Origin of the sequence: Sedimentibacter saalensis, assembly GCF_007830175.1 — a bacterium.
In the GTDB taxonomy this organism is placed as follows: Bacteria; Bacillota; Clostridia; order Tissierellales; family Sedimentibacteraceae; genus Sedimentibacter; species Sedimentibacter saalensis.
In genome coordinates, this window is sequence record NZ_VLKH01000005.1 from 139,273 (window position 1) to 157,916 (window position 18,644).

At 36.4% G+C, this 18,644-nt stretch carries 21 protein-coding genes and 1 tRNA gene; 21 read left to right on the plus strand and 1 reads right to left on the minus strand.

Translation table 11 applies throughout. The features are described from left to right. Nucleotides 1–9: 9 nt before the first annotated feature. The 9 genes from mreB to LY60_RS10600 all read left to right on the plus strand — a co-directional run bounded on the left by mreB (nt 10) and on the right by LY60_RS10600 (nt 9,576). On the plus strand, nt 10–1,071 hold the full coding sequence (gene mreB, locus LY60_RS10560; RefSeq protein ID WP_145083256.1) for a rod shape-determining protein: 1,062 nt from the start codon (nt 10–12) through the stop codon (nt 1,069–1,071). Nucleotides 1,072–1,080: 9 nt separating this feature from the next. After that, complete coding sequence (mreC, locus tag LY60_RS10565; protein WP_145083259.1) at nt 1,081–1,920, plus strand: rod shape-determining protein MreC; 840 nt, start codon at nt 1,081–1,083, stop codon at nt 1,918–1,920. A gap of 28 nt (nt 1,921–1,948) precedes the next feature. Next, the gene (gene mreD, locus LY60_RS10570) at nt 1,949–2,440 is read left to right on the plus strand and encodes a rod shape-determining protein MreD (RefSeq protein WP_145083262.1); all 492 of its coding nucleotides are present in this window, start codon (nt 1,949–1,951) and stop codon (nt 2,438–2,440) included. A gap of 18 nt (nt 2,441–2,458) precedes the next feature. After that, nucleotides 2,459–5,887: a penicillin-binding transpeptidase domain-containing protein gene (locus LY60_RS10575; protein WP_145083265.1), complete on the plus strand. Its 3,429-nt coding sequence runs from the start codon at nt 2,459–2,461 to the stop codon at nt 5,885–5,887. A 128-nt stretch (nt 5,888–6,015) separates the two neighbouring features. After that, entirely contained in the window at nt 6,016–6,714 is a 699-nt protein-coding gene (locus tag LY60_RS10580) for an AAA family ATPase (protein ID WP_145083267.1), read from the plus strand. A 79-nt stretch (nt 6,715–6,793) separates the two neighbouring features. Continuing rightward, nucleotides 6,794–7,426: a M23 family metallopeptidase gene (locus tag LY60_RS10585; protein WP_145083270.1), complete on the plus strand. Its 633-nt coding sequence runs from the start codon at nt 6,794–6,796 to the stop codon at nt 7,424–7,426. A gap of 12 nt (nt 7,427–7,438) precedes the next feature. Beyond that, nucleotides 7,439–7,954 (plus strand): zinc metalloprotease, encoded by a 516-nt coding sequence (locus LY60_RS10590; RefSeq protein WP_145083273.1) that lies wholly within the window; start codon nt 7,439–7,441, stop codon nt 7,952–7,954. A 9-nt stretch (nt 7,955–7,963) separates the two neighbouring features. Continuing rightward, the gene (locus tag LY60_RS10595) at nt 7,964–8,500 is read left to right on the plus strand and encodes a GNAT family N-acetyltransferase (RefSeq protein ID WP_145083276.1); all 537 of its coding nucleotides are present in this window, start codon (nt 7,964–7,966) and stop codon (nt 8,498–8,500) included. 338 nt (nt 8,501–8,838) lie between these two features. Beyond that, nucleotides 8,839–9,576 carry an N-acetylmuramoyl-L-alanine amidase gene (locus LY60_RS10600; protein WP_145083279.1) on the plus strand — a complete coding sequence of 246 codons (738 nt, stop codon included), beginning with the start codon at nt 8,839–8,841 and terminating at the stop codon, nt 9,574–9,576. A 44-nt stretch (nt 9,577–9,620) separates the two neighbouring features. Here LY60_RS10600 and LY60_RS10605 read toward each other — a convergent pair. Then, nucleotides 9,621–9,706 (minus strand) — tRNA-Leu (locus LY60_RS10605). A 181-nt stretch (nt 9,707–9,887) separates the two neighbouring features. Between LY60_RS10605 and LY60_RS10610 the strand changes: the two genes are divergently transcribed. The 12 genes from LY60_RS10610 (at nt 9,888) to rsxA (ending at nt 18,642) form a co-directional block, all read left to right on the plus strand. Then, the gene (locus LY60_RS10610) at nt 9,888–10,763 is read left to right on the plus strand and encodes a PhzF family phenazine biosynthesis protein (RefSeq protein WP_145083282.1); all 876 of its coding nucleotides are present in this window, start codon (nt 9,888–9,890) and stop codon (nt 10,761–10,763) included. Nucleotides 10,764–10,776: 13 nt separating this feature from the next. Then, nucleotides 10,777–11,130, plus strand: coding sequence for a DRTGG domain-containing protein (locus LY60_RS10615; RefSeq protein ID WP_145083285.1), 354 nt, complete (start codon nt 10,777–10,779; stop codon nt 11,128–11,130). Further along, nucleotides 11,123–11,548: an ATP-binding protein gene (locus LY60_RS10620; RefSeq protein ID WP_145083287.1), complete on the plus strand. Its 426-nt coding sequence runs from the start codon at nt 11,123–11,125 to the stop codon at nt 11,546–11,548. Before LY60_RS10615 ends, LY60_RS10620 begins: the two co-directional genes overlap by 8 nt. A gap of 9 nt (nt 11,549–11,557) precedes the next feature. Beyond that, nucleotides 11,558–12,805 (plus strand): [Fe-Fe] hydrogenase large subunit C-terminal domain-containing protein, encoded by a 1,248-nt coding sequence (locus LY60_RS10625; RefSeq protein WP_145083290.1) that lies wholly within the window; start codon nt 11,558–11,560, stop codon nt 12,803–12,805. A gap of 4 nt (nt 12,806–12,809) precedes the next feature. Then, nucleotides 12,810–13,142 (plus strand): DRTGG domain-containing protein, encoded by a 333-nt coding sequence (locus tag LY60_RS10630; protein ID WP_145083292.1) that lies wholly within the window; start codon nt 12,810–12,812, stop codon nt 13,140–13,142. Next, nucleotides 13,139–13,828 carry a PHP domain-containing protein gene (locus LY60_RS10635; protein WP_145083295.1) on the plus strand — a complete coding sequence of 230 codons (690 nt, stop codon included), beginning with the start codon at nt 13,139–13,141 and terminating at the stop codon, nt 13,826–13,828. Before LY60_RS10630 ends, LY60_RS10635 begins: the two co-directional genes overlap by 4 nt. 37 nt (nt 13,829–13,865) lie before the next feature. Next, a complete protein-coding gene (locus LY60_RS10640) occupies nt 13,866–14,411 on the plus strand; it encodes an ATP-binding protein (RefSeq protein ID WP_145083298.1) in 546 nt (181 codons plus the stop codon). A gap of 186 nt (nt 14,412–14,597) precedes the next feature. Continuing rightward, nucleotides 14,598–15,929 (plus strand): electron transport complex subunit RsxC, encoded by a 1,332-nt coding sequence (rsxC, locus tag LY60_RS10645; RefSeq protein ID WP_145083301.1) that lies wholly within the window; start codon nt 14,598–14,600, stop codon nt 15,927–15,929. A 12-nt stretch (nt 15,930–15,941) separates the two neighbouring features. Continuing rightward, nucleotides 15,942–16,892: an RnfABCDGE type electron transport complex subunit D gene (locus LY60_RS10650; RefSeq protein ID WP_145083303.1), complete on the plus strand. Its 951-nt coding sequence runs from the start codon at nt 15,942–15,944 to the stop codon at nt 16,890–16,892. Continuing rightward, nucleotides 16,882–17,448 (plus strand): RnfABCDGE type electron transport complex subunit G, encoded by a 567-nt coding sequence (locus LY60_RS10655; RefSeq protein WP_019228548.1) that lies wholly within the window; start codon nt 16,882–16,884, stop codon nt 17,446–17,448. The genes LY60_RS10650 and LY60_RS10655 overlap by 11 nt, the downstream gene beginning before the upstream one ends. 9 nt (nt 17,449–17,457) lie before the next feature. Beyond that, nucleotides 17,458–18,054, plus strand: coding sequence for an electron transport complex subunit RsxE (rsxE, locus tag LY60_RS10660; RefSeq protein WP_019228547.1), 597 nt, complete (start codon nt 17,458–17,460; stop codon nt 18,052–18,054). 12 nt (nt 18,055–18,066) lie between these two features. Beyond that, entirely contained in the window at nt 18,067–18,642 is a 576-nt protein-coding gene (rsxA, locus tag LY60_RS10665) for an electron transport complex subunit RsxA (RefSeq protein WP_145083306.1), read from the plus strand. The last annotated feature ends 2 nt before the right edge of the window (nt 18,643–18,644 follow it).

Here is an 18,644-nt window from a genome sequence, read left to right on the forward strand (position 1 = left end):
GAAACAAATATGGGATTTTTCGATTTTTTTACTCAAAAAATAGGAATAGATTTAGGAACTTCAAACACTTTGGTGTATGTGAGCAACAAGGGAATAACAGTAAATGAACCATCAGTTGTTGCTATAAACACTGGCTCCAACGAGGTGTGCGCTGTGGGGGAAAATGCCAAGGCAATGCTTGACAGAACTCCAAAGACAATAAATGCAGTAAGACCTCTTCAAAATGGCGTTATAGCTGATTTTGAAATTACAAGTGCAATGATAAAATATTTTATAAACAAGGCTTTGAACAAAAGAAGATTCATTAAAGCAAACATTGTTATTTGCTTGCCGGTGGGAGTTACTTCGATTGAAAGAAAAGCAGTAGAAGATGTGGCATATGATTCAGGTGCAAGAAAGGTTAAGCTTGTGGAAGAACCAATGGCTGCTGCCATAGGAGCAGGGCTTCCTGTTGAACAGGCTGTTGGAAACATGATAATTGACATAGGCGGCGGTACAACAGAAATTGCCATAATTTCCCTTGGAGGAATAGTTGAAAGCGACTCATTAAGAATTGCCGGAGATGACATGGATGTGAACATAAAGGAATACATCAAATTGAAATACAAAATGGACATAGGCCTTGTTACATCAGAAAAAATCAAGATGGTTCTTGGAAATGCAAGCAAGGATTATTATGACAAAAAACACAGGGCTAGAAACAAATCTAAAGACAATGAAGAAAATACAGATGAAAGTACAGATAATTATACCCAGGACATGGATATAAGAGGAAGAGACATTGTTTCAGGACTTCCCCTTCACATAACCGTAACAAGTGATGAAGTGAGAGAAGCCATTATAGAAACAGTAAACAGCATTGTTAATGCCATTAAAAGAGTGCTGGAGAGAACACCTCCTGAACTTTCATCAGACATTTATGCAAACGGCATTTATTTGACCGGGGGAGGAGCACTTCTCAAAGGGCTTGACATTTATATAGAAAAAGAAACTGGACTAAAGGTTTATATAGCGGAAAACCCTCTTCAGTCTGTTGCTCTGGGGGCAGGCAAAATTTGTGAGGAAATGTAGCGGTGAGAAATGAATTTTATTAGGAAATATATCAGAAGGATATTGTTTTTAATTACAATATTTGTATTGATTATTATGATTGGTCTGTCTTCCATAGGAAGGGTTGATGACGTGAATTTAGGATTTCTGGGAAGTGTTGTGTCAGGATTGCAAAAACTCACGTTCAACACAGGACAGACATTGACCAGTTCTTTTTATTCTGTTCAGGAAATTGTAAGAATGCGTGAAGAAAACATAATGCTCACGGACACTGTCCATGAATTAAAGGAGCAGGTCAGACTGCTTGAAAACATAGTTAACAAGTCTGATGCTTTAAAAACAGAATATGAAATGAAGAAAAATCTTTCTTATGACTATACAGTTGGACAAGTAATCGCTTTGGATGATTCAAACTGGTTCAGCAGATTTACTATTGACAAGGGTACCGATGATGGGCTTAAGGTAAATGACATTGTCATAAGTGCTGTTGAAACAGATAAGGGTGTGGTGCAGATAGGTCTGGTGGGAATAGTTGCAGAAACATCTTCCAATTGGTCAAAAGTAATCACTGTACTGGACGAAAGCTGCAAAATAAGTTTCAGGGACATTGACAGCGATGAAAGCGGTATTGTTCAAGGCAGCATTGACGGCACCGTAACGGGGTATTTTTTCAACAGCAAGGCTGTAGCAAACAAGGATGAATTTCTTGTAACTTCAGGAATAGGGGAAGTGTATGTTCCTGATATTTATATTGGGAATGTTACAGAGGTTGTTCCAACAACAGATGCATCCACTCAGAGGATAGTAGTGGAACCTGCTGTGGAATTTACAAAACTGAGCAGAGTTTATGTTCTCAAAGTAAACAGATAATGAAAATGCAAGATGAAAGGTAATTAAAATGAAAAAATTCGGCATAATGGCTGCTATGGTTGCTGTAAGTTTTATTTTCCAAACATCCTTTTTCGGCTTTTTTAATATTTTTGGTACAATTCCAAATGTTTCATTGATATTGGTTGTAATATTTGCAATGATGACTGACGGGATTACAGGAGGAATATTAGGCATCATAACAGGAGTTTTGTACGATGCAATGCTTTATGATGTTTTTGGAGTATACACACTGGTATATTTTTTAATAGGAGCCGTCATAGGAAACTACAGCGACAGCATGATGAGAGAAAATTATACTGCATATTGTGCTGTAACAGCAGTTTCAACCATTGCAATGCACTTGCTTTTGTACCTTGTTTTGTATTTTTTAAAATACAGCGTGGGAAATGCAGCCTTTATTTTTAAAAGCATCTTTGTTGAAGCTGCGCTTAACACGGTGCTTGTAATTTTTGTATTGAAATTGACAGTCTTCATATTCAACAAACTGAATATGAAGTAAGGAAAGTAGAGGTGCAAATTGAATTTACAGAAGTTTTTTAAAAACAGATTCAATATTTTATACATGATAATTGTGTTGATGCTTTGTCTCCTTGGATTCAGAATGGCTGTTTTGACTGTTGTTGAAGGTGAGGAATACAGAAAGACTGCTGATATAAAAAAAATCAAGGATATTCCGGTTAAAGCGCCGCGAGGCAAGATATATGACAGAAACGGAAGTGTACTGGCTGACAATGTATCGAGCTTTACGGTGCAAATGTACACTGATGAGATAGATAGCAAAAACTTCATTGAAGTTGCTCAAATATTGTCTTCAATTCTTGATAAAAACGGCGAAAAGCCAATAGATGAGTTTCCTATTGAACTGGACACCTTTGAGTATATTGACGAAAACCTTGAAAGAATGCAAATTGTTTCATCTAATTCTGAAAATCAGGATTTTGAAGATGAAAGTTTTCAAGCTGTTACATATACAACGGCTGAAGAAAGGGCAATAAAATCAGTTTCAGAAAATCTGAAGGACTGGCTTAATTTCAGCATCAATATTTATGGTGAAGATTTCAGTCCAAAGTCAGCTGTCTTAAATGCTGTGTTAAAGGACATCGAGGCTCCTGTTAAGCTTGTTGACGGTAATTTTGTTTTCGATGAAACAGTTTTAAATCCTGAATCGGGTACTATAGAAAATGTAAAACCGCCTCAAGCACAGGAACCCCTTAAGAATCAGGGAACACCAGAACAAAATCAAACGCAAATTGCAGATCCTTTAAAGGTGTGGAAGACTGAACAGGGTATGAATGAAAATCTTACTGCTGATGAAGTTGTAAAGGAACTGTTACTTAAAAACAGCAAGTATTTAAACACATTGTTTTCTAATTCCAAAATCAGACGTCTTTCCTATGAATTTCTCAAACAGAGAAACCTTGCAGCAAACATTAATCTTGTGGATTATTCATTTGTACAGGATGAGGAATTCAAGTATATAAAAAGAAACCTTAATTTAAACCATGAAGAAATAACAATGGATACAACTGCAAAGGATGACTTTGTGCTCATGACCATGAAGTACTCCATAGACAACCTTCTTCAGGCTGTGTATCAGGCAGGAAACGAAAAAGTTATACCGGGGGCAATTCTTATCGAAAGGCTTAAGGAAATATACACTGATTTGCCCGTTCAGGCAGTTGAAAATGAAGGGTTTGTATCATTTGAATTCACTGACGAAGAATTGAAGAACAAATATCTTAATCAACAGCATCTTGATCTTTCAACAACAGCTTATGACTTTATCAAGGAAACTGCATTTAAAAACTATGATGTTCTCTACAATTTAATCACAGATGAAGCGGTGAAATACTACGCTCAGGTGGAATTGTTAAAATATGAAAATCCGTACATTTCCATTGCTGAATGGGAATATACGCCTTTCAGGGACAAAAGAAACTGGATCAATAAAAATGTGAAGATTGAACACAACACAGATGATGTTAAAAATTATTCTGCTGAGGAAGTCTTTTCAATGCTTCGCGAATCCCTTAAAATAAGCAGTGATATCAATGATTATGAAATGCGAAACATTCTGGTCATAAGGGAGCGTTACAACAAAACAAGCTATCTTTCTTACCATCCAGTTGATGTATGCTACAGCATTTCGGAGAAGACTGTGGCTATGATTTCTGAAAGATCACATGAACTCAATGGTATTAATGTTGAAATAGAACCTTTAAGATATTATCCTGGGTATGATACTGCAGCCCATGTGCTTGGATATCTGGGTAAAATCGCACAGGATTATGAAGTTCAGGACTATGTGGTTAACAAAGGCTACAGTACTGACGATATAATAGGAAAAACAGGCCTTGAAGAAAAGTTTGAAGATTATTTAAGAGGAGAAAAGGGTAAGAAGACAGTTGAAGTAAATAATGTGGGAAAAACTATAAGATCAGTGTCCAGCCAGGCTCCTGTTCCCGGTGATGATTTGTACCTTACAATCGATTCAAGATTGCAAAGAAGTGCAGAAGAATCACTTAAGAAGGGACTTGAACAAATTCAGGTTGGAGGGGTTTTTGAAAGTGAATGGGGTAACTTTGTATTTAAAGATAAGTATAAAAATGCCCAATCAGGTGCATTGGTAGTTCTTGATGTGAAGACAGGAGAAGTTTTGGCTTTGGCCAATTATCCGTCCTACGACCTTAACATGTTTTCTACAGGAATTTCAAGTGAAGACTGGAACAGTCTCATGAATGATTCAAAGAATCCACTGGCTCCAAGACCTCTTTACAACATTGCCATGCTCACTGCAATTCAACCCGGTTCTACATTTAAAATGGTAACTTCTCTTGCAGCACTGGAAAAAGGTGTGGATCCCAACAAGACTGTGTACTGCGCAGGAACAATGGAAGTGGGCGACAGGCATTTCAGCTGCTGGATTTATAACATGTTTGGAGGAGCACACGGTTCTCAGACAATGTATGAAGCAATCATGAATTCATGTAACTTTTATTTTTACACAACTGTCCTTGGAGAAAATCTGGCAACCGGACAGAAACATACAGTTAAGGTAGATGCGGAAGACATTATAGAAATGGCTGATAAGCTTGGACTTGATGATAAAACAGGAATTGAAATCGACATACCTCAGGAAGCTTCGGGTGGAGCTCCCAGCATTGAAGGTAAGAAACTCAATATAAGAGTTTATTTAAGAATTTTCCTCGAGGCAAACATTGAAAAGTATCTGCAAGACGGATATTCAATTGATGCCGGTATGAAAAATGAAATAGTTGAAGAAATAGTGAGTTGGATTGACAGGGATGAGCCCATGACAAGGGGCGAAGTATACGACGGATTGATAAAACTTAAGCTTAACCCTGATAAAACAAATGACTACAATGTTCCTTTGGTTGACATTCTCAAGTATTCATATATCAATCAGGCTGTATGGAATGTCGGAGACAACTTAAACATAAGCATTGGCCAGGGCAACAATTCTTATACAACATTGCAGATGGCTAATTATGTGGCCACAATTGCAAACGGAGGCTACAGGAGAAATGTAAGCCTCATCAAGGAAATAAAAACTTACGATGGAAAAAATTCAGATTATGTTCCTTTAAGAGAATCTGAAAGAATAGAACTTTCTGACTACAGCCACCTGGATGTGTTGAAGGAAGGAATGAGAATGGTTTCCGAAAATGACAGTGCAAAGCCTTACAAAAATTTCCCTGTTCAGGTTGGAAGCAAGACAGGAACTGCTCAGAAGGAAGGAACAAATCCTGACACTGGCGAACCTTATGCTGATTTTGCATGGTATGTTGCCTTTGCACCCTACGACGACCCGCAGATAGCAGTTGCCTGCGTTTTGTTTGAAGGAGGATCGGGACGTTATCCTACTCCCATAGTAAGAGAAGTGATTGGTGAATACCTTAAGATTAACGGTCTTACAGGAAATTAAATAATTAAATTAAGAATTAAGAGTGAAGAGTGAAGAATTAAATGATGGATTTGCCTTGAGGGCAAATCCTTACAATAATTCTTAATTCTTAATTCTTCATTCTTCATTATTTTAGAAGGGGTGACAGAATGGGCAGAGTTGTATTAGTCGGTTCGCAGAAAAGCGAAATTGGAAGCACTGTATTGAGTATAAAAATGGGAATTGAATTGTCTCAAGACAAAAAAAAGGTTCTTCTTGCAGATTTGTCAGGGGGCAAGAAAAAAATGTCCGAATATTTAAAGGTAAACGAAGATATTATCTATGACATAAAGGATGTGCTTGACGACACATGTTCACTGGAGCAGTCTGTTATAGAAGTTGTTGAAAATTTAAATCTTGCTCCGTATCCAAGAATTCATGGGAAGTTGGACCATATTAAAAAGGAAAAATTATCAAAGATTATAAATGCAGCAAAAACATCTTATGATTATGTAATTGTAGACATAGGAAAATTTTCTTCAAGCTTCATTGATTTTGACATTGCTGATATGGCAGTGGACATAAACAACAACGACTTTTCTTGCGTCAGAGAAATTAATAATGACAAGATTATTGCAGAAATGTCAGGACTAAAAGAATTTACAGCTGTAATCAACAAATTCAACAAAAAAAATGCAGTGCGCGGAACAATGATGAAAATAAAAGACATACAAAAAATGACAATGATAACCCCCATAGTAATAGAAGAAAACACAAAATTCCTTGATATGGACAGCTACTTTCTTTTTGGTTCAGAAGATAACTCATTTCAAAGAGCTGCAAAAAATATAGTGTCAAAAATAAAATAACTTTTGCTCATGCAAAAGTTTTTTATTTTGTAATAAAGCTTGTAACATTTTAATAATATGTAGTGAAGGGGTGGGTGAAATGAATAAAATAACAAGAAAAAGAATCAACATTAAAAGGAAAGAAAACATAAATAAAAAATTGGCGCTTCAGGTAATTTTCAGTATTGTTTTGGTGGCCGCAGTCATAATTACAAAAAACATTGATTCAGAAGCATCCAGAAAGTTTATTAATGCAGCTGACCAAAAAATAACACAAAGCTTAAATTTGAAGGAAGTTAAAAGCACCATAGGGGAAGCAGCTCTCGGCATAAAAAACCGTCTGCCTTTTATTAACGGCAAAGCTTCTGACTTTGCAGCTCCTGTAAACGGTAAAATTTATAAAAATTACGGTATTAACAAAGGCACAGAGGCTAATTATTACAATCATGGATTGGACATAATATCCAACACTCAATCTGTTAAGTCCATATCAAGCGGAACGGTTGTTCAGCTGGGGAACAACGAAAAGCTGTCAGATTACGTTGTTGTTGAAAGCAAGGGTAAGACAATTATATACGGACAAATAAAGGAAGCATTTGTAACTGAAGGAGAACATGTTGCTGCAGGAGACGTAATAGCTGCTTTAAATGAAGAAAGCATGATGCTTCATCTTGAAGTGTGGGAGGACGGAGAATCAGTGAACCCTGCTAAGCTATTTAACATCGTTGACTAGCCCTAAGGGGAAATGTTTATTATTATTGCATTGACAGCTCATGAGGCAGCCCATTTGTTTTGTGCAGTCTTGCTTAACATAAAATTTGACAAGGTGAAAATAACGCTGTTCGGATTCACTTTTAATGCAGATTTGGAAAGGTCAAGTTTTTTAAAAAAGTTGATTTTATTCCTGTCAGGACCAGTGTGCAATGCATGCCTATATTTAGGATTTCGCAATACTAACTACAGCGATTTTGCAAATATTAACTTATTTCTGGCATGCATTAACATGATCCCAATTGTACCTCTGGACGGCGGAAATGTATGCAAGTGTTTTTTTGAATTGTTTCTGGACATGAAGACACTGTGCAGATACATGATTATGACAAACACATTTTTTATTGTATGTTTTCTTTCCATAATTTACACTTACAAAAACTATATTTATTTTTTATTGATTGTGATGGCTCTTAAAGGTATAATTGAAGAAAACAGGAACATGCTGGAAAAAAGCATACGATTAAACTACAGAAATATGAAATATTAGGAGCCAAAAATGATTTCTAAAAACATTGAATTGAGAAAAAGTACCTTTGAAGACTGCACAAATTTTTCTCGCTGGGAAGAACAGGATTACATCAAGGAATTTCTGACTATAAATGCAGAACGTTCCTATGAGGATGTTGTGCGCGAATTCATCACAAGAGAAAGTGATCCTTCAAAAGAGCAGTATACTATTGTTCATAATGTTACAGGCAATGCAATTGGGAGAGTATATTTGTCCAATATTTCATATTCTTCAAATTCCATGGACATCACAAGAATTTACATAGGAGAAAGAAATTACCTTAAAAAGGGTTTCGGAAGGGAAGTTATGATGATGCTTCTTGATTACTGCTTCAATTCTCTTAACATGGAGAGAGTGACACTTGACCATTACCCTGGCAACAAGGCCTCTTGTCTTTACCTTGATCTTGGTTTTAAATATGAAGGAATAATGAGAAATGCAGCAAAAAAAGACAATAAATATTATGACTTACACCTTATGTCCATATTAAAGGAAGAATATAATCAAATTATTCAAAAAATATAAAAAAATATTTGAATTAATTGAAATATCGGTTATAATATAATTACATTTGTAAATGAGAATTTATAAATGCCTCTTAAATTTTTTGCCTCAAGCCGTGGTTATCCACGGCTTGCCCTTTTTTTGTCATCTTACCATAGCAATAGACACCATTGCCACAAGAAAGCAAAATATGAATATTAAAGCTACAATATTTTCCTTAATATAATTGATTGTTTTTCGAATCATACAACTCCCCCCATACATTATATGATGATTAATTAATAAATTACATAACTAAAGCTTTAACAGTATGGAAAAATCAGCATAAAATGAAATATACAAAGAAATGGAGGGGTATTATGCCTAGAATATATTTAAGTCCATCTACACAGGAATTCAATCCATATATAACAACCGGAAACGAAGAATATTGGATGAATTTGATTGCAGATGCCATGATTCCTTATCTTCAGCAATACGGCATAGATTACAGCAGAAACAGGCCTGATATGACTGCAGGATCATCCATAAGAGAGTCAAATGCAGGAAACTATGATTTTCATGTGGCAATACATTCAAATGCTTCTGGTGCAGGCCAGGCAGGAAATCAAAGAGGAACGGTAATATTTTATTATCCTTCAAGTGCAAACGGCTTAAGGATGGCAGAACTCATAAGCCAGCAGTTCAAGGAAATATATCCAAATCCCGAACGGGTGAGAATTACACCCACCACAAGTCTAGGAGAAGTTTCAAGAACAAGCGCACCATCTGTTCTAATTGAAGTTGCATTTCATGACAACGTGGAGGATGCCAACTGGATTACAAACAACATCGATCCAATAGCAAAAGCAATTGCAGATGCAATTAACCAATACTTTACTTCCTCGGCAGGTGCAGCATCCGGTCAAACCGGAAGAGTTAATCTTACCAGCGGTTATTTGAACATAAGAAGCGGCCCGTCATTGAATTCTCCTGTTACAGGAATGGCACCTAACGGTGCGACATTAAGAATACTCGGCAGGTCAGGAGATTGGTACAACATTGAGTACAACGGTCAAAACGGATTTGTGAGCTCAAATTATGTGGTTTTGCAGTAAAATAAAAAAACAAGAGAAATTTCTCTTGTTTTTATTTTTCATTATGGTGCGGTCGGGGGGATTTGAACCCCCACGAATATACATTCGCTAGCCCCTCAAGCTAGTGCGTCTGCCGTTCCGCCACGACCGCATTGCTTTATTATTATAGCGGATGTTTTATAATTTGTAAAGAGGAATTTTAAAAAATATTCATGGCATTTTATGGAATATATTTTTGATGAAAATGCCATTAAAGTTGATAAGTTTAAATTTTCTTGTAATATGTTATTTTTTAGATTATAATTATAATAATAATTATTGTGAGGTGCACCATGTATGGAGCTGTTTTAAATTCCTTTACCTATGAAAATTCAGGTGGAAACGGAGCAGGAGTCATAATTCTAGAGCATGAAATCCCGGACAGTGAAAAGCGAAAAATAGCAGGAGAAATAGGTCTGTCTGAAACGGCATTTATAAAACAAATTGATGAGACGCACTTTGATGTGAGCTTCTTCACTCCTTTGTGTGAGGTTGAGTTATGCGGACATGCCACAATTGCAGCTTTTTTTTATCTGGGACATGAGGGTATTATTAATGGATTAAATGAAACAAAAAAGGTTTATCAGAGAACAAAGGCTGGAATGCTTGAAATTGAAGTGAATTTTAAGGACAGTATTCCTCAGTACGTCTTGATGCAACAATCGCAGCCTAAAATTTATGAAGAGCTCGAAGGCGTAGATGTGACAAAAATAGCAAAATCTTTGAATATTGAAGAAAGACAGATTGGGCTTGAAGGACATGACATTAAATCTGCGATAGTTTCTACGGGGCTTAAGGACATTATAATACCTGTTAAATCAAGGGACGTTCTGAACAATATTCAAGCAGATTTAAACTTAATTGAAGACTTTTCCATTGAAAAAGGTGTTGTGGGTTACCACGTTTATTCAATGGAAAGAAATCAGTTTTTTGCAAGAAATTTTGCTCCTGCTGTGGGCATAAACGAAGAATGTGCAACTGGTACATCAAACGGAGCTCTGGGAAGCCTTTTGTTTATGAAAAAAATTACTCATGGAATCATGGAAGTAATCCAAGGGGAATCAATGAAACAAAAAAGTTTAATATTTGTGCAGGTTTCAGAAAATAACCACATAATGGACGTTCGTGTGGGAGGAAAAGCTTCGATTCTTAAAAATATATATTTTTAATATGGGGGTTTTTATGAGAATTAATGAGATGGCGTCAATTTTAAATGCAGAAATCATTACAGACTTCAGCGATGAAAATACAGATATCAACTATGGATTTGCCAGTGACTTAATGAGTGATGTTTTGGCGTTTGCAACAAGTGAATCAATTCTTATTACAGGTCTTAACAACCAACAGGTTATAAGGACTGCTGAGATGATGGATATTACCACTGTTATATTTGTAAGGGGTAAGAAACCGTGTAAAGAAATAGTAGATTTGGCTGTAGAGAATAAATTGACAATTTTGGCGACAGACTATACCATGTTTAAAACCTGCGGTCTCTTGGTTATAAATGGAATGAAGGGAATTGAAGGTAATGACTGAAAACTTTTTAAAAAGGTACAGTTTCAACATTGCTGCAAATGATTTCATAAATGCAGGTAAAGCTTCCAGTGCTATAAAGGGCAATTTAAAATCAATGGGAATTAATGCGCATATTGTAAGAAGAATTGCTATAATATCATATGAGGCAGAAATAAATATTGTAATCCATTCACTTGGGGGACAGCTTCACTGCGACCTATACCATGATAGAATAGTGATCACTTCAAATGACGTGGGACCCGGAATAAATGATATTGAAATGGCAATGACGGAAGGATTTTCAACTGCTCCGGAATCCGTAAGGGAACTAGGTTTTGGAGCCGGCATGGGTTTGCCTAACATGAAAAAATATTCTGATGATTTTAAAATAACCTCAGGCAGCAATGGCACAGAAATTGTAATAACTATATTCCTATAGGAGGCTAAAATGAATTTTTCTATTATGTTCGATAAGGAAAAATGCAAGGGTTGCACCAATTGTATGAAAAGGTGTCCTACCCAGGCTATAAGGCTCATCGACGGCAAGGCATTCATAAACAGCACTAAATGCATACATTGCGGGGAATGCATAAAAATATGTCCATACAGTGCATATACTCCTGAACCTATAGAATGGTATGAAGAAATGCATTATTCTTCTTATAAATACAAAATTGCAATTCCGGGTACTCCGCTGTATGGTCAGTTTCCAAAAAAAATAGACATATGCAGAGTTCAAAATGCCATATTGAAACTTGGTTTCGATTATGTATACGATGCAAGCTGGGCAGCAGAAATAGTTGCAAAAGCCATAGCAAAAAAAATCGGCAAGGAAAAAATGATAAGACCTTTGATTTCTGCAAACTGTCCGGCAGCAGTCAGGCTAATTAAAAACAGATACCCATCTCTTATGGACAATTTAATACTACTTAAGGAACCTATGGAAATAGGAGCAATGATGGCAAGGGAAAGGGCAAAGAAACTATATAACCTCAAGGATGATGAAATAGGAGTTTTTTATATATCACCATGTCCTGCAAAACTTTTAGCTGTAACAGACCCCATAGGAAATTACAAGCCTTCTGTTGACTGGGTAATTCCATTGAACACTATTTATGGTGATTTGTACAGAGAAGTTCTCTCTCAGGATAACAAGACGTGTTCATATCCTTCTACAAGCGGAATTAAATGGGCTGTGTCCGGAGGTCAATCGGAATCGGCAGGTCTTAACAATTACATTGCCGTGAATGGAATGGAAAATATAATTCAAATACTGGATGAAATAGAAAACGGAAGATTAAACGATGTTGATTATGTGGAAGCTTTAGCCTGTGTACAGGGGTGTGTCGGCGGAACATTCAACGTTGTAAATCCTTTTGTTGCAAGCAGCAACATTAAAAATATAATAAGCTGTGCCGATTACGAATGCATAAATCCTGATCTTGACAGATTTGAAGAACTGTATGAATCGGGAGTGCTAAAGTACAGGCTCATGGAAGAAAACAATCCAAACAATTTCAACATGAAAGAAGCAATTGAAAGAAGTGAAAAAATAAAGGAAATAACAGATTTGCTTCCCGGACTTGACTGTGGTTCCTGCGGAGCGCCCACCTGCAGCGCTCATGCTGAGGATGTTTATAACAACCAGTCAAAATTGTATGACTGCGTTGTATTAAGAGCTAACGAAAAGAGGTAGAACTATGAAGACAATGGAATTTGCTCAAAGTTTAAATTTGCAACCTTTGTTCAGTACAGACAAGGACATGAATGTTGAAGGTGTTTATGTAGGGGATTTATTAAGCATAGTAATGGCAAAGGCAAAACAAAATTATGCCTGGATTACCATACAAACTCACATAAACATTGTTGCTGTTGCCGATCTTTTGGATTTGTCATGCATAATTGTAGTGGAAAATATGGAAGTGGAGGAAGAAACGCTTGAAAAGGCCAGGGAGCTTGACATACCTATTTTTAAAACAAAGGAAAGCGCCTACAGTGTTGCATGTAATCTTTTTAAAATGGGAATAAAATGAAATTTTATTACGACCTTCACATTCATTCTGATTTGTCGCCCTGCGGCAGCAGCGATATGACACCAAACAATATTGTAAACATGTCATATATAAAAGGACTTAATATCATATCAGTAACAGACCACAACACTGCAAGAAATTTACCTCCGGTAGTCATGCTTGGAGAAAGAGCAGGCATAAAGGTGGTGCCGGGAATTGAAGTAACAACAAAGGAAGAAGTCCACGTTCTTTGTTATTTCAGAAATCTTATTGATGCTCTTCAATTCGGTGATATTATTTATTCTTCGTTACCCGACATGGTGAACAATCCAATTATTTTCGGAGAACAGAACATTTATAATGAGTTGGACGAAAAAACAGGGAGTCTTGGAAAGCTTTTGTTAAATGCTGTATCATTGTCAATTGGGGAAGTGCACAGCATGGCTGTTTCTCATAACGGCATCATGGTGCCTGCCCACATAAATAAAAAATCAAACAGCATATTAGGAGTTCTTGGATTTATTCCAAAAAATTTATGCATTGATCTTGTGGAGATTTATGATAAAACAGCAATTGATGAAAAGTATGTTGAAGGATTAAGAATCTTAAGAAATTCTGATGCTCATCAGCTTGTGGACATATCTGAAGCAAAGAATTTTTTTGAGCTTGATGACATTGAAAATATTTACGATTACATGAACATATAAAGTCGCAGATGCGACTTTTTATGTTAACGGAGGAATTATGAAAGAAATTTCAATGCATATATTGGATATTGTAATGAACAGCGTTAAAGCCAAATCAACGCTTATTGAAATAGAAGTTGAAGACAGCGTGAAAAAAAACTGCCTGAATATTATAATCAAGGACAATGGTATAGGAATGAGCGAAGAAATGCTTAAAAAAGTCACAGACCCTTTTTTTACTACACGTACAACCAGAAAGGTCGGTCTGGGTCTTCCCATGCTCAAAGAATCATGTGAAAGATGCAACGGAAAATTGACCATTGATTCACAATTAGGAGCAGGAACCGTGCTGAAATGTTTCTTTGAAAGAAATAATATTGACCGTGCCCCCATGGGAAACATGGGTGAAACTATTATGACAATAATTAATTCTTTGCATGATTGTGAATTAATTTACACTCATTACACAGACTGCGGAATGTTTTCTCTTAGCACTGAAGAAATAAAGAATATACTGGATGGAGGAGATATTTTAGACAGCTCTGTCCTCCTTTGGATCAAGGATTACATCAATGAAAACATTAGAGAATTATCTATAAATTAACAAGCAAATTCATGGAATTTACATCCATTGCTTGCAAATTAACAAAAATGATGATAGAATTTTTAAGAATAACAAAAAAAGATGTTTAAAAGTTAAATATAATCTGTTATAATCGTTATGTTTGATTACTAAATATTCTTTTATATAATTCTTTTATATAAACAATTAAAACAAGAGGTGGTAAATATGAGCACAAAGTTGTTTACTTTTAAAGGTGGAGTACATCCCCCTCAAAACAAGACATTTACGCAAAATGTGCCGATTGAAGATGCAGTTGATCCTAAAATTGTTGTTATCCCATTATCACAGCACATAGGAGCACCGTGCGATCCATTGGTAGCTGTAGGCGATACAGTTAAAGTTGGTCAAAAAATAGGCGAATCAAAAGCCTTTGTTTCAGTACCGGTTCATTCAAGCGTATCTGGAACAGTTAAAAAAATTGAACAGCATCAAGTTCCCGGAGGTTCGAAAGTTAATTGTATAATTATAGAATCTGATGGAAAGTTTGAAGTTCATGAATCTGTTCAGCCAAAAGGCAGTTTAGAAAGTCTTTCAAAAGATGAAATTTTATCAATCATCAAAGAAGCTGGTATGGCAGGTATGGGCGGAGCAGCATTCCCTACTCATGTTAAACTTGCTCCTCCAAAGGACAAGGTTATAGACGTGCTGTTGGTAAACGGAGCTGAATGTGAACCTTATCTCACAGCAGACCACAGAATTATGCTTGAAAAGCCTGAACTTGTAATGCTTGGCATAAAAGCCATAAAAAAGGCTCTTAGTGTTGAGAAATGCTATATTGCTATTGAAAAAAATAAACCGGATGCAATTGAAACATTGCAAAAATTAGCCCAAGGCGAAGACGGCATTGAAGTATGCCCTATGGAAGTAAAATATCCTCAAGGGGATGAAAAGAGAATTATCAATGCAATTACGGGAAGAATAGTTCCTTCAGGCGGACTTCCTATGGAAGTTGGCTGTGTTGTAGAAAATGTTGGAACAGTTGCTACAATTGGAAATGTATTTTTGACAGGCATGCCTGCAGTACAAAGAGTTGTTACTGTATCAGGAAGCGCTGTAAAAAATCCTAAGAATATTTACGTAAGAATAGGTACATTATTTAAAGATGTTATTGAACAGTGCGGCGGTTACTCTGAAGAACCTGGAAAAATATTAAATGGCGGACCTATGATGGGTATTGCGCAATTTACAGATGAAGTTCCGGTTGTTAAGGGGACATCAGGTATATTGGTATTCAACAAAAAGGATGCACAGATTCCTGAGCCTTCAAATTGTATTTTGTGCGGCAGATGCGTTGAAGCATGCCCTGTTTATCTGCAGCCATACAAGATCAGCAGATTTTCAATGTTGAAAAAATTCGACGAAGCTGATGAACTGCATGGAGCAGATTGCATCGAATGCGGCGGTTGTTCTTATGTATGTCCTGCAAAGAGACCTTTAAAAGAGACAATCAGCATCGCTAAAAAAGAAATATTAACAAGACGCAAAAAGGCAAAATAGGAGGAAATACAGATGGAAAATAAATTGATTGGTTCATCGTCACCTCATATTAGATCCGATGAAACAACTCAAAAATTAATGCTGGACGTTATTATTGGATTAACACCGGCATTGGCAGCAAGTATATTTTATTTTGGATTTAATTCAATTGTATTATTGGTGGCTTCTGTTGTAGCAGCTGTAGTAACAGAGTATTTGTGCGAAAGAGCCATGGGCAGAGCTATAACAGTTACAGATTTGAGTGCTGTTGTAACAGGTATATTGTTGGCTTTTAACTTGCCGGCATCAGCACCATGGTGGGTTGCTGTGGTTGGTGCTGCATTTGCAATAGCAGTAGTAAAGCAGGTTTTTGGTGGACTTGGTTTTAACTTTTTGAACCCGGCATTAGCTGGAAGAGCATTTTTAATGGCATCATGGTCAACACATATGACATCAGGATTTATAAATCCGGTTACGGATGTTGTTGCTTCTGCAACACCATTAGCAATATTAAAAGGTACAGCAACAGGCACACTTCCATCAGTTATGGACATGCTGCTTGGTAATATACCTGGAGTTATCGGAGAAACTTCAGCAATACTTCTTTTAATAGGTGGTATTTATTTAATATACAGAGGAACCATAAAGTGGATTATTCCTGTAGTGTATATTGGCACAGTAGCTGTAATAGCACTAGTTGTTGACGGAGGAGGCATGCTTTTATATCATATATTAGGCGGCGGACTCATGCTTGGAGCATTTTTTATGGCAACTGACTATTCAACAAGCCCAGTTACTGACAAGGGTAAAGTTATTTTTGCTGTGGGAGCAGGTGTGCTGACAATGCTTATCAGAAAAGTTGGCGGATATCCTGAAGGAGTAAGCTATTCTATACTTCTTATGAACATTTTAACTCCTATGATAGATAAGTATGTTACACCGAAAGTTTTTGGAGTAGCAGGAGGTGTAAAGAATGAAAAATAGTTATGTACGTTTAGGCGGTATTTTATTTTTAATTGCTGCAATATCAGCAGGTGTGCTTGCATTTTTGAATGATTCTACAAAGGATTTAATTGCTAAAAACGAAGCCATGGCTGCCACAAGCCCTGAAGTTTTGGAATCAGTAATGCCTGGTTCAGTAATGTTCAATGACTATGCAGATGCAGCTTTAGTTGAAACTATAAAATCAGAAAACGGAAAATTCGTAAATCTTCAAACAGCTGTAGATGCTTCTAACAATGAACTTGGTTATGTTGTAAGAACATTCAGTACAGTTGCTGGTTATGGCGGAGATATGGAATTGTTTGTGGGTATTTCTCCAGAAGGCAAAATTACAGGCGTAAATGTAGTTTCACATTCTGAGACTTCAGGTCTTGGTTCAAGAACTACAGAGCCATCATTCACATCACAGTTTGCCGGCAAGGATGCAACTGCAGAAATTACTGATTTTGATGCTATAACAGGAGCTACTAAGTCTTCTAAATCATTCCTGAGCGCAGTTAACAACGCAATAAGCATCTATGATCAATATTTAAAATAGGAGGAAGACATGAACAAATTAGATATATTTAAGAATGGTATTACCAAAGAGAATCCTATTTTAGTTCAACAGGTTGGTATGTGTGCAACACTTGCTGTTACAACTTCTCTTTTAAACGGAATAGGAATGGGAATCGCAGTTATAGCTGTTTTGACAGGATCAAACATAGTTATTTCTCTTTTAAGAAAATTTATACCCGATGAGGTACGTATACCTGCATTCGTTATAATAATAGCAGCATTTACAACTATAGTTGACTTATTGATGCATGCATATACTTTTGCATTATATCAGGCACTGGGTGTATTTATACCTTTGATAGTTGTAAACTGTTTAATTCTTGCCAGAGCAGAAGCATTTGCATTTAAAAACGGTGTAGTTGATTCTATTATTGACGGTCTTGGAATGGGAGCAGGCTACCTGGTTGCAATGATCTTATTAAGTTCAGTAAGAGAATTTTTAGGTAATGGAACACTTTTTGGAATAAATGTCCTTCCGGCATCTTATGAGCCGATGATGATTGCAATTCAACCACCGGGAGCTTTCATTATACTTGGATTACTGATAGGTCTTGTAAATTACCTTTCAAGAAGAAAGAAAGCATAGGGGGTACGATAGATGAATTTGATTAGTTTATTTATAACATCTGCGATTGTTAACAACATAATATTTTCGCAGTTTTTAGGAGCATGTCCTTTCCTTGGAGTTTCTAAAAAAATAGATACAGCAGCAGGTATGGGTGTTGCCGTAATATTCGTTATTACATTGGCTTCCGTTATAACTTACATTGTTCAGAAAGCAATTTTGGATACATTGGGATTACAGTATCTGCAGACAATTATGTTTATATTGATTATTGCAGCATTGGTTCAGTTTGTTGAAATGTTCCTGAAGAAATCAGCTCCTGGTCTGTATCAGGCACTTGGTATTTATTTGCCGCTGATTACTACAAACTGTGCAGTTCTAGGTGTTGCCATCATAAACATTACAAAAGAATATAACTTCATAGAAGCTATGGTAAACTCTGTTGGAACTTCATTGGGATTTTTCATTGCAATTGTGTTGTTTGCAGGAGTGAGAGATAAAGTTGATAATGCAGATTTGCCGGAATCATTGAAGGGTTCAGCTATTTCTTTGGTTGCAGCGGGTCTTATGTCTATTGCATTCCTAGGTTTCTCCGGATTGCAATTATAGGA

Bases quoted from the DNA above. Each gene is read 5' to 3' on its own strand.
- mreB (WP_145083256.1), top strand. From the start codon at position 10: ATGGGATTTTTCGATTTTTTTACTCAAAAAATAGGAATAGATTTAGGA.
- mreC (WP_145083259.1), top strand. From the start codon at position 1,081: ATGAATTTTATTAGGAAATATATCAGAAGGATATTGTTTTTAATTACA.
- mreD (WP_145083262.1), top strand. From the start codon at position 1,949: ATGAAAAAATTCGGCATAATGGCTGCTATGGTTGCTGTAAGTTTTATT.
- LY60_RS10580 (WP_145083267.1), top strand. From the start codon at position 6,016: ATGGGCAGAGTTGTATTAGTCGGTTCGCAGAAAAGCGAAATTGGAAGC.
- LY60_RS10585 (WP_145083270.1), top strand. From the start codon at position 6,794: ATGAATAAAATAACAAGAAAAAGAATCAACATTAAAAGGAAAGAAAAC.
- LY60_RS10590 (WP_145083273.1), top strand. From the start codon at position 7,439: ATGTTTATTATTATTGCATTGACAGCTCATGAGGCAGCCCATTTGTTT.
- LY60_RS10595 (WP_145083276.1), top strand. From the start codon at position 7,964: ATGATTTCTAAAAACATTGAATTGAGAAAAAGTACCTTTGAAGACTGC.
- LY60_RS10600 (WP_145083279.1), top strand. From the start codon at position 8,839: ATGCCTAGAATATATTTAAGTCCATCTACACAGGAATTCAATCCATAT.
- LY60_RS10610 (WP_145083282.1), top strand. From the start codon at position 9,888: ATGTATGGAGCTGTTTTAAATTCCTTTACCTATGAAAATTCAGGTGGA.
- LY60_RS10615 (WP_145083285.1), top strand. From the start codon at position 10,777: ATGAGAATTAATGAGATGGCGTCAATTTTAAATGCAGAAATCATTACA.
- LY60_RS10620 (WP_145083287.1), top strand. From the start codon at position 11,123: ATGACTGAAAACTTTTTAAAAAGGTACAGTTTCAACATTGCTGCAAAT.
- LY60_RS10625 (WP_145083290.1), top strand. From the start codon at position 11,558: ATGAATTTTTCTATTATGTTCGATAAGGAAAAATGCAAGGGTTGCACC.
- LY60_RS10630 (WP_145083292.1), top strand. From the start codon at position 12,810: ATGAAGACAATGGAATTTGCTCAAAGTTTAAATTTGCAACCTTTGTTC.
- LY60_RS10635 (WP_145083295.1), top strand. From the start codon at position 13,139: ATGAAATTTTATTACGACCTTCACATTCATTCTGATTTGTCGCCCTGC.
- LY60_RS10640 (WP_145083298.1), top strand. From the start codon at position 13,866: ATGAAAGAAATTTCAATGCATATATTGGATATTGTAATGAACAGCGTT.
- rsxC (WP_145083301.1), top strand. From the start codon at position 14,598: ATGAGCACAAAGTTGTTTACTTTTAAAGGTGGAGTACATCCCCCTCAA.
- LY60_RS10650 (WP_145083303.1), top strand. From the start codon at position 15,942: ATGGAAAATAAATTGATTGGTTCATCGTCACCTCATATTAGATCCGAT.
- LY60_RS10655 (WP_019228548.1), top strand. From the start codon at position 16,882: ATGAAAAATAGTTATGTACGTTTAGGCGGTATTTTATTTTTAATTGCT.
- rsxE (WP_019228547.1), top strand. From the start codon at position 17,458: ATGAACAAATTAGATATATTTAAGAATGGTATTACCAAAGAGAATCCT.
- rsxA (WP_145083306.1), top strand. From the start codon at position 18,067: ATGAATTTGATTAGTTTATTTATAACATCTGCGATTGTTAACAACATA.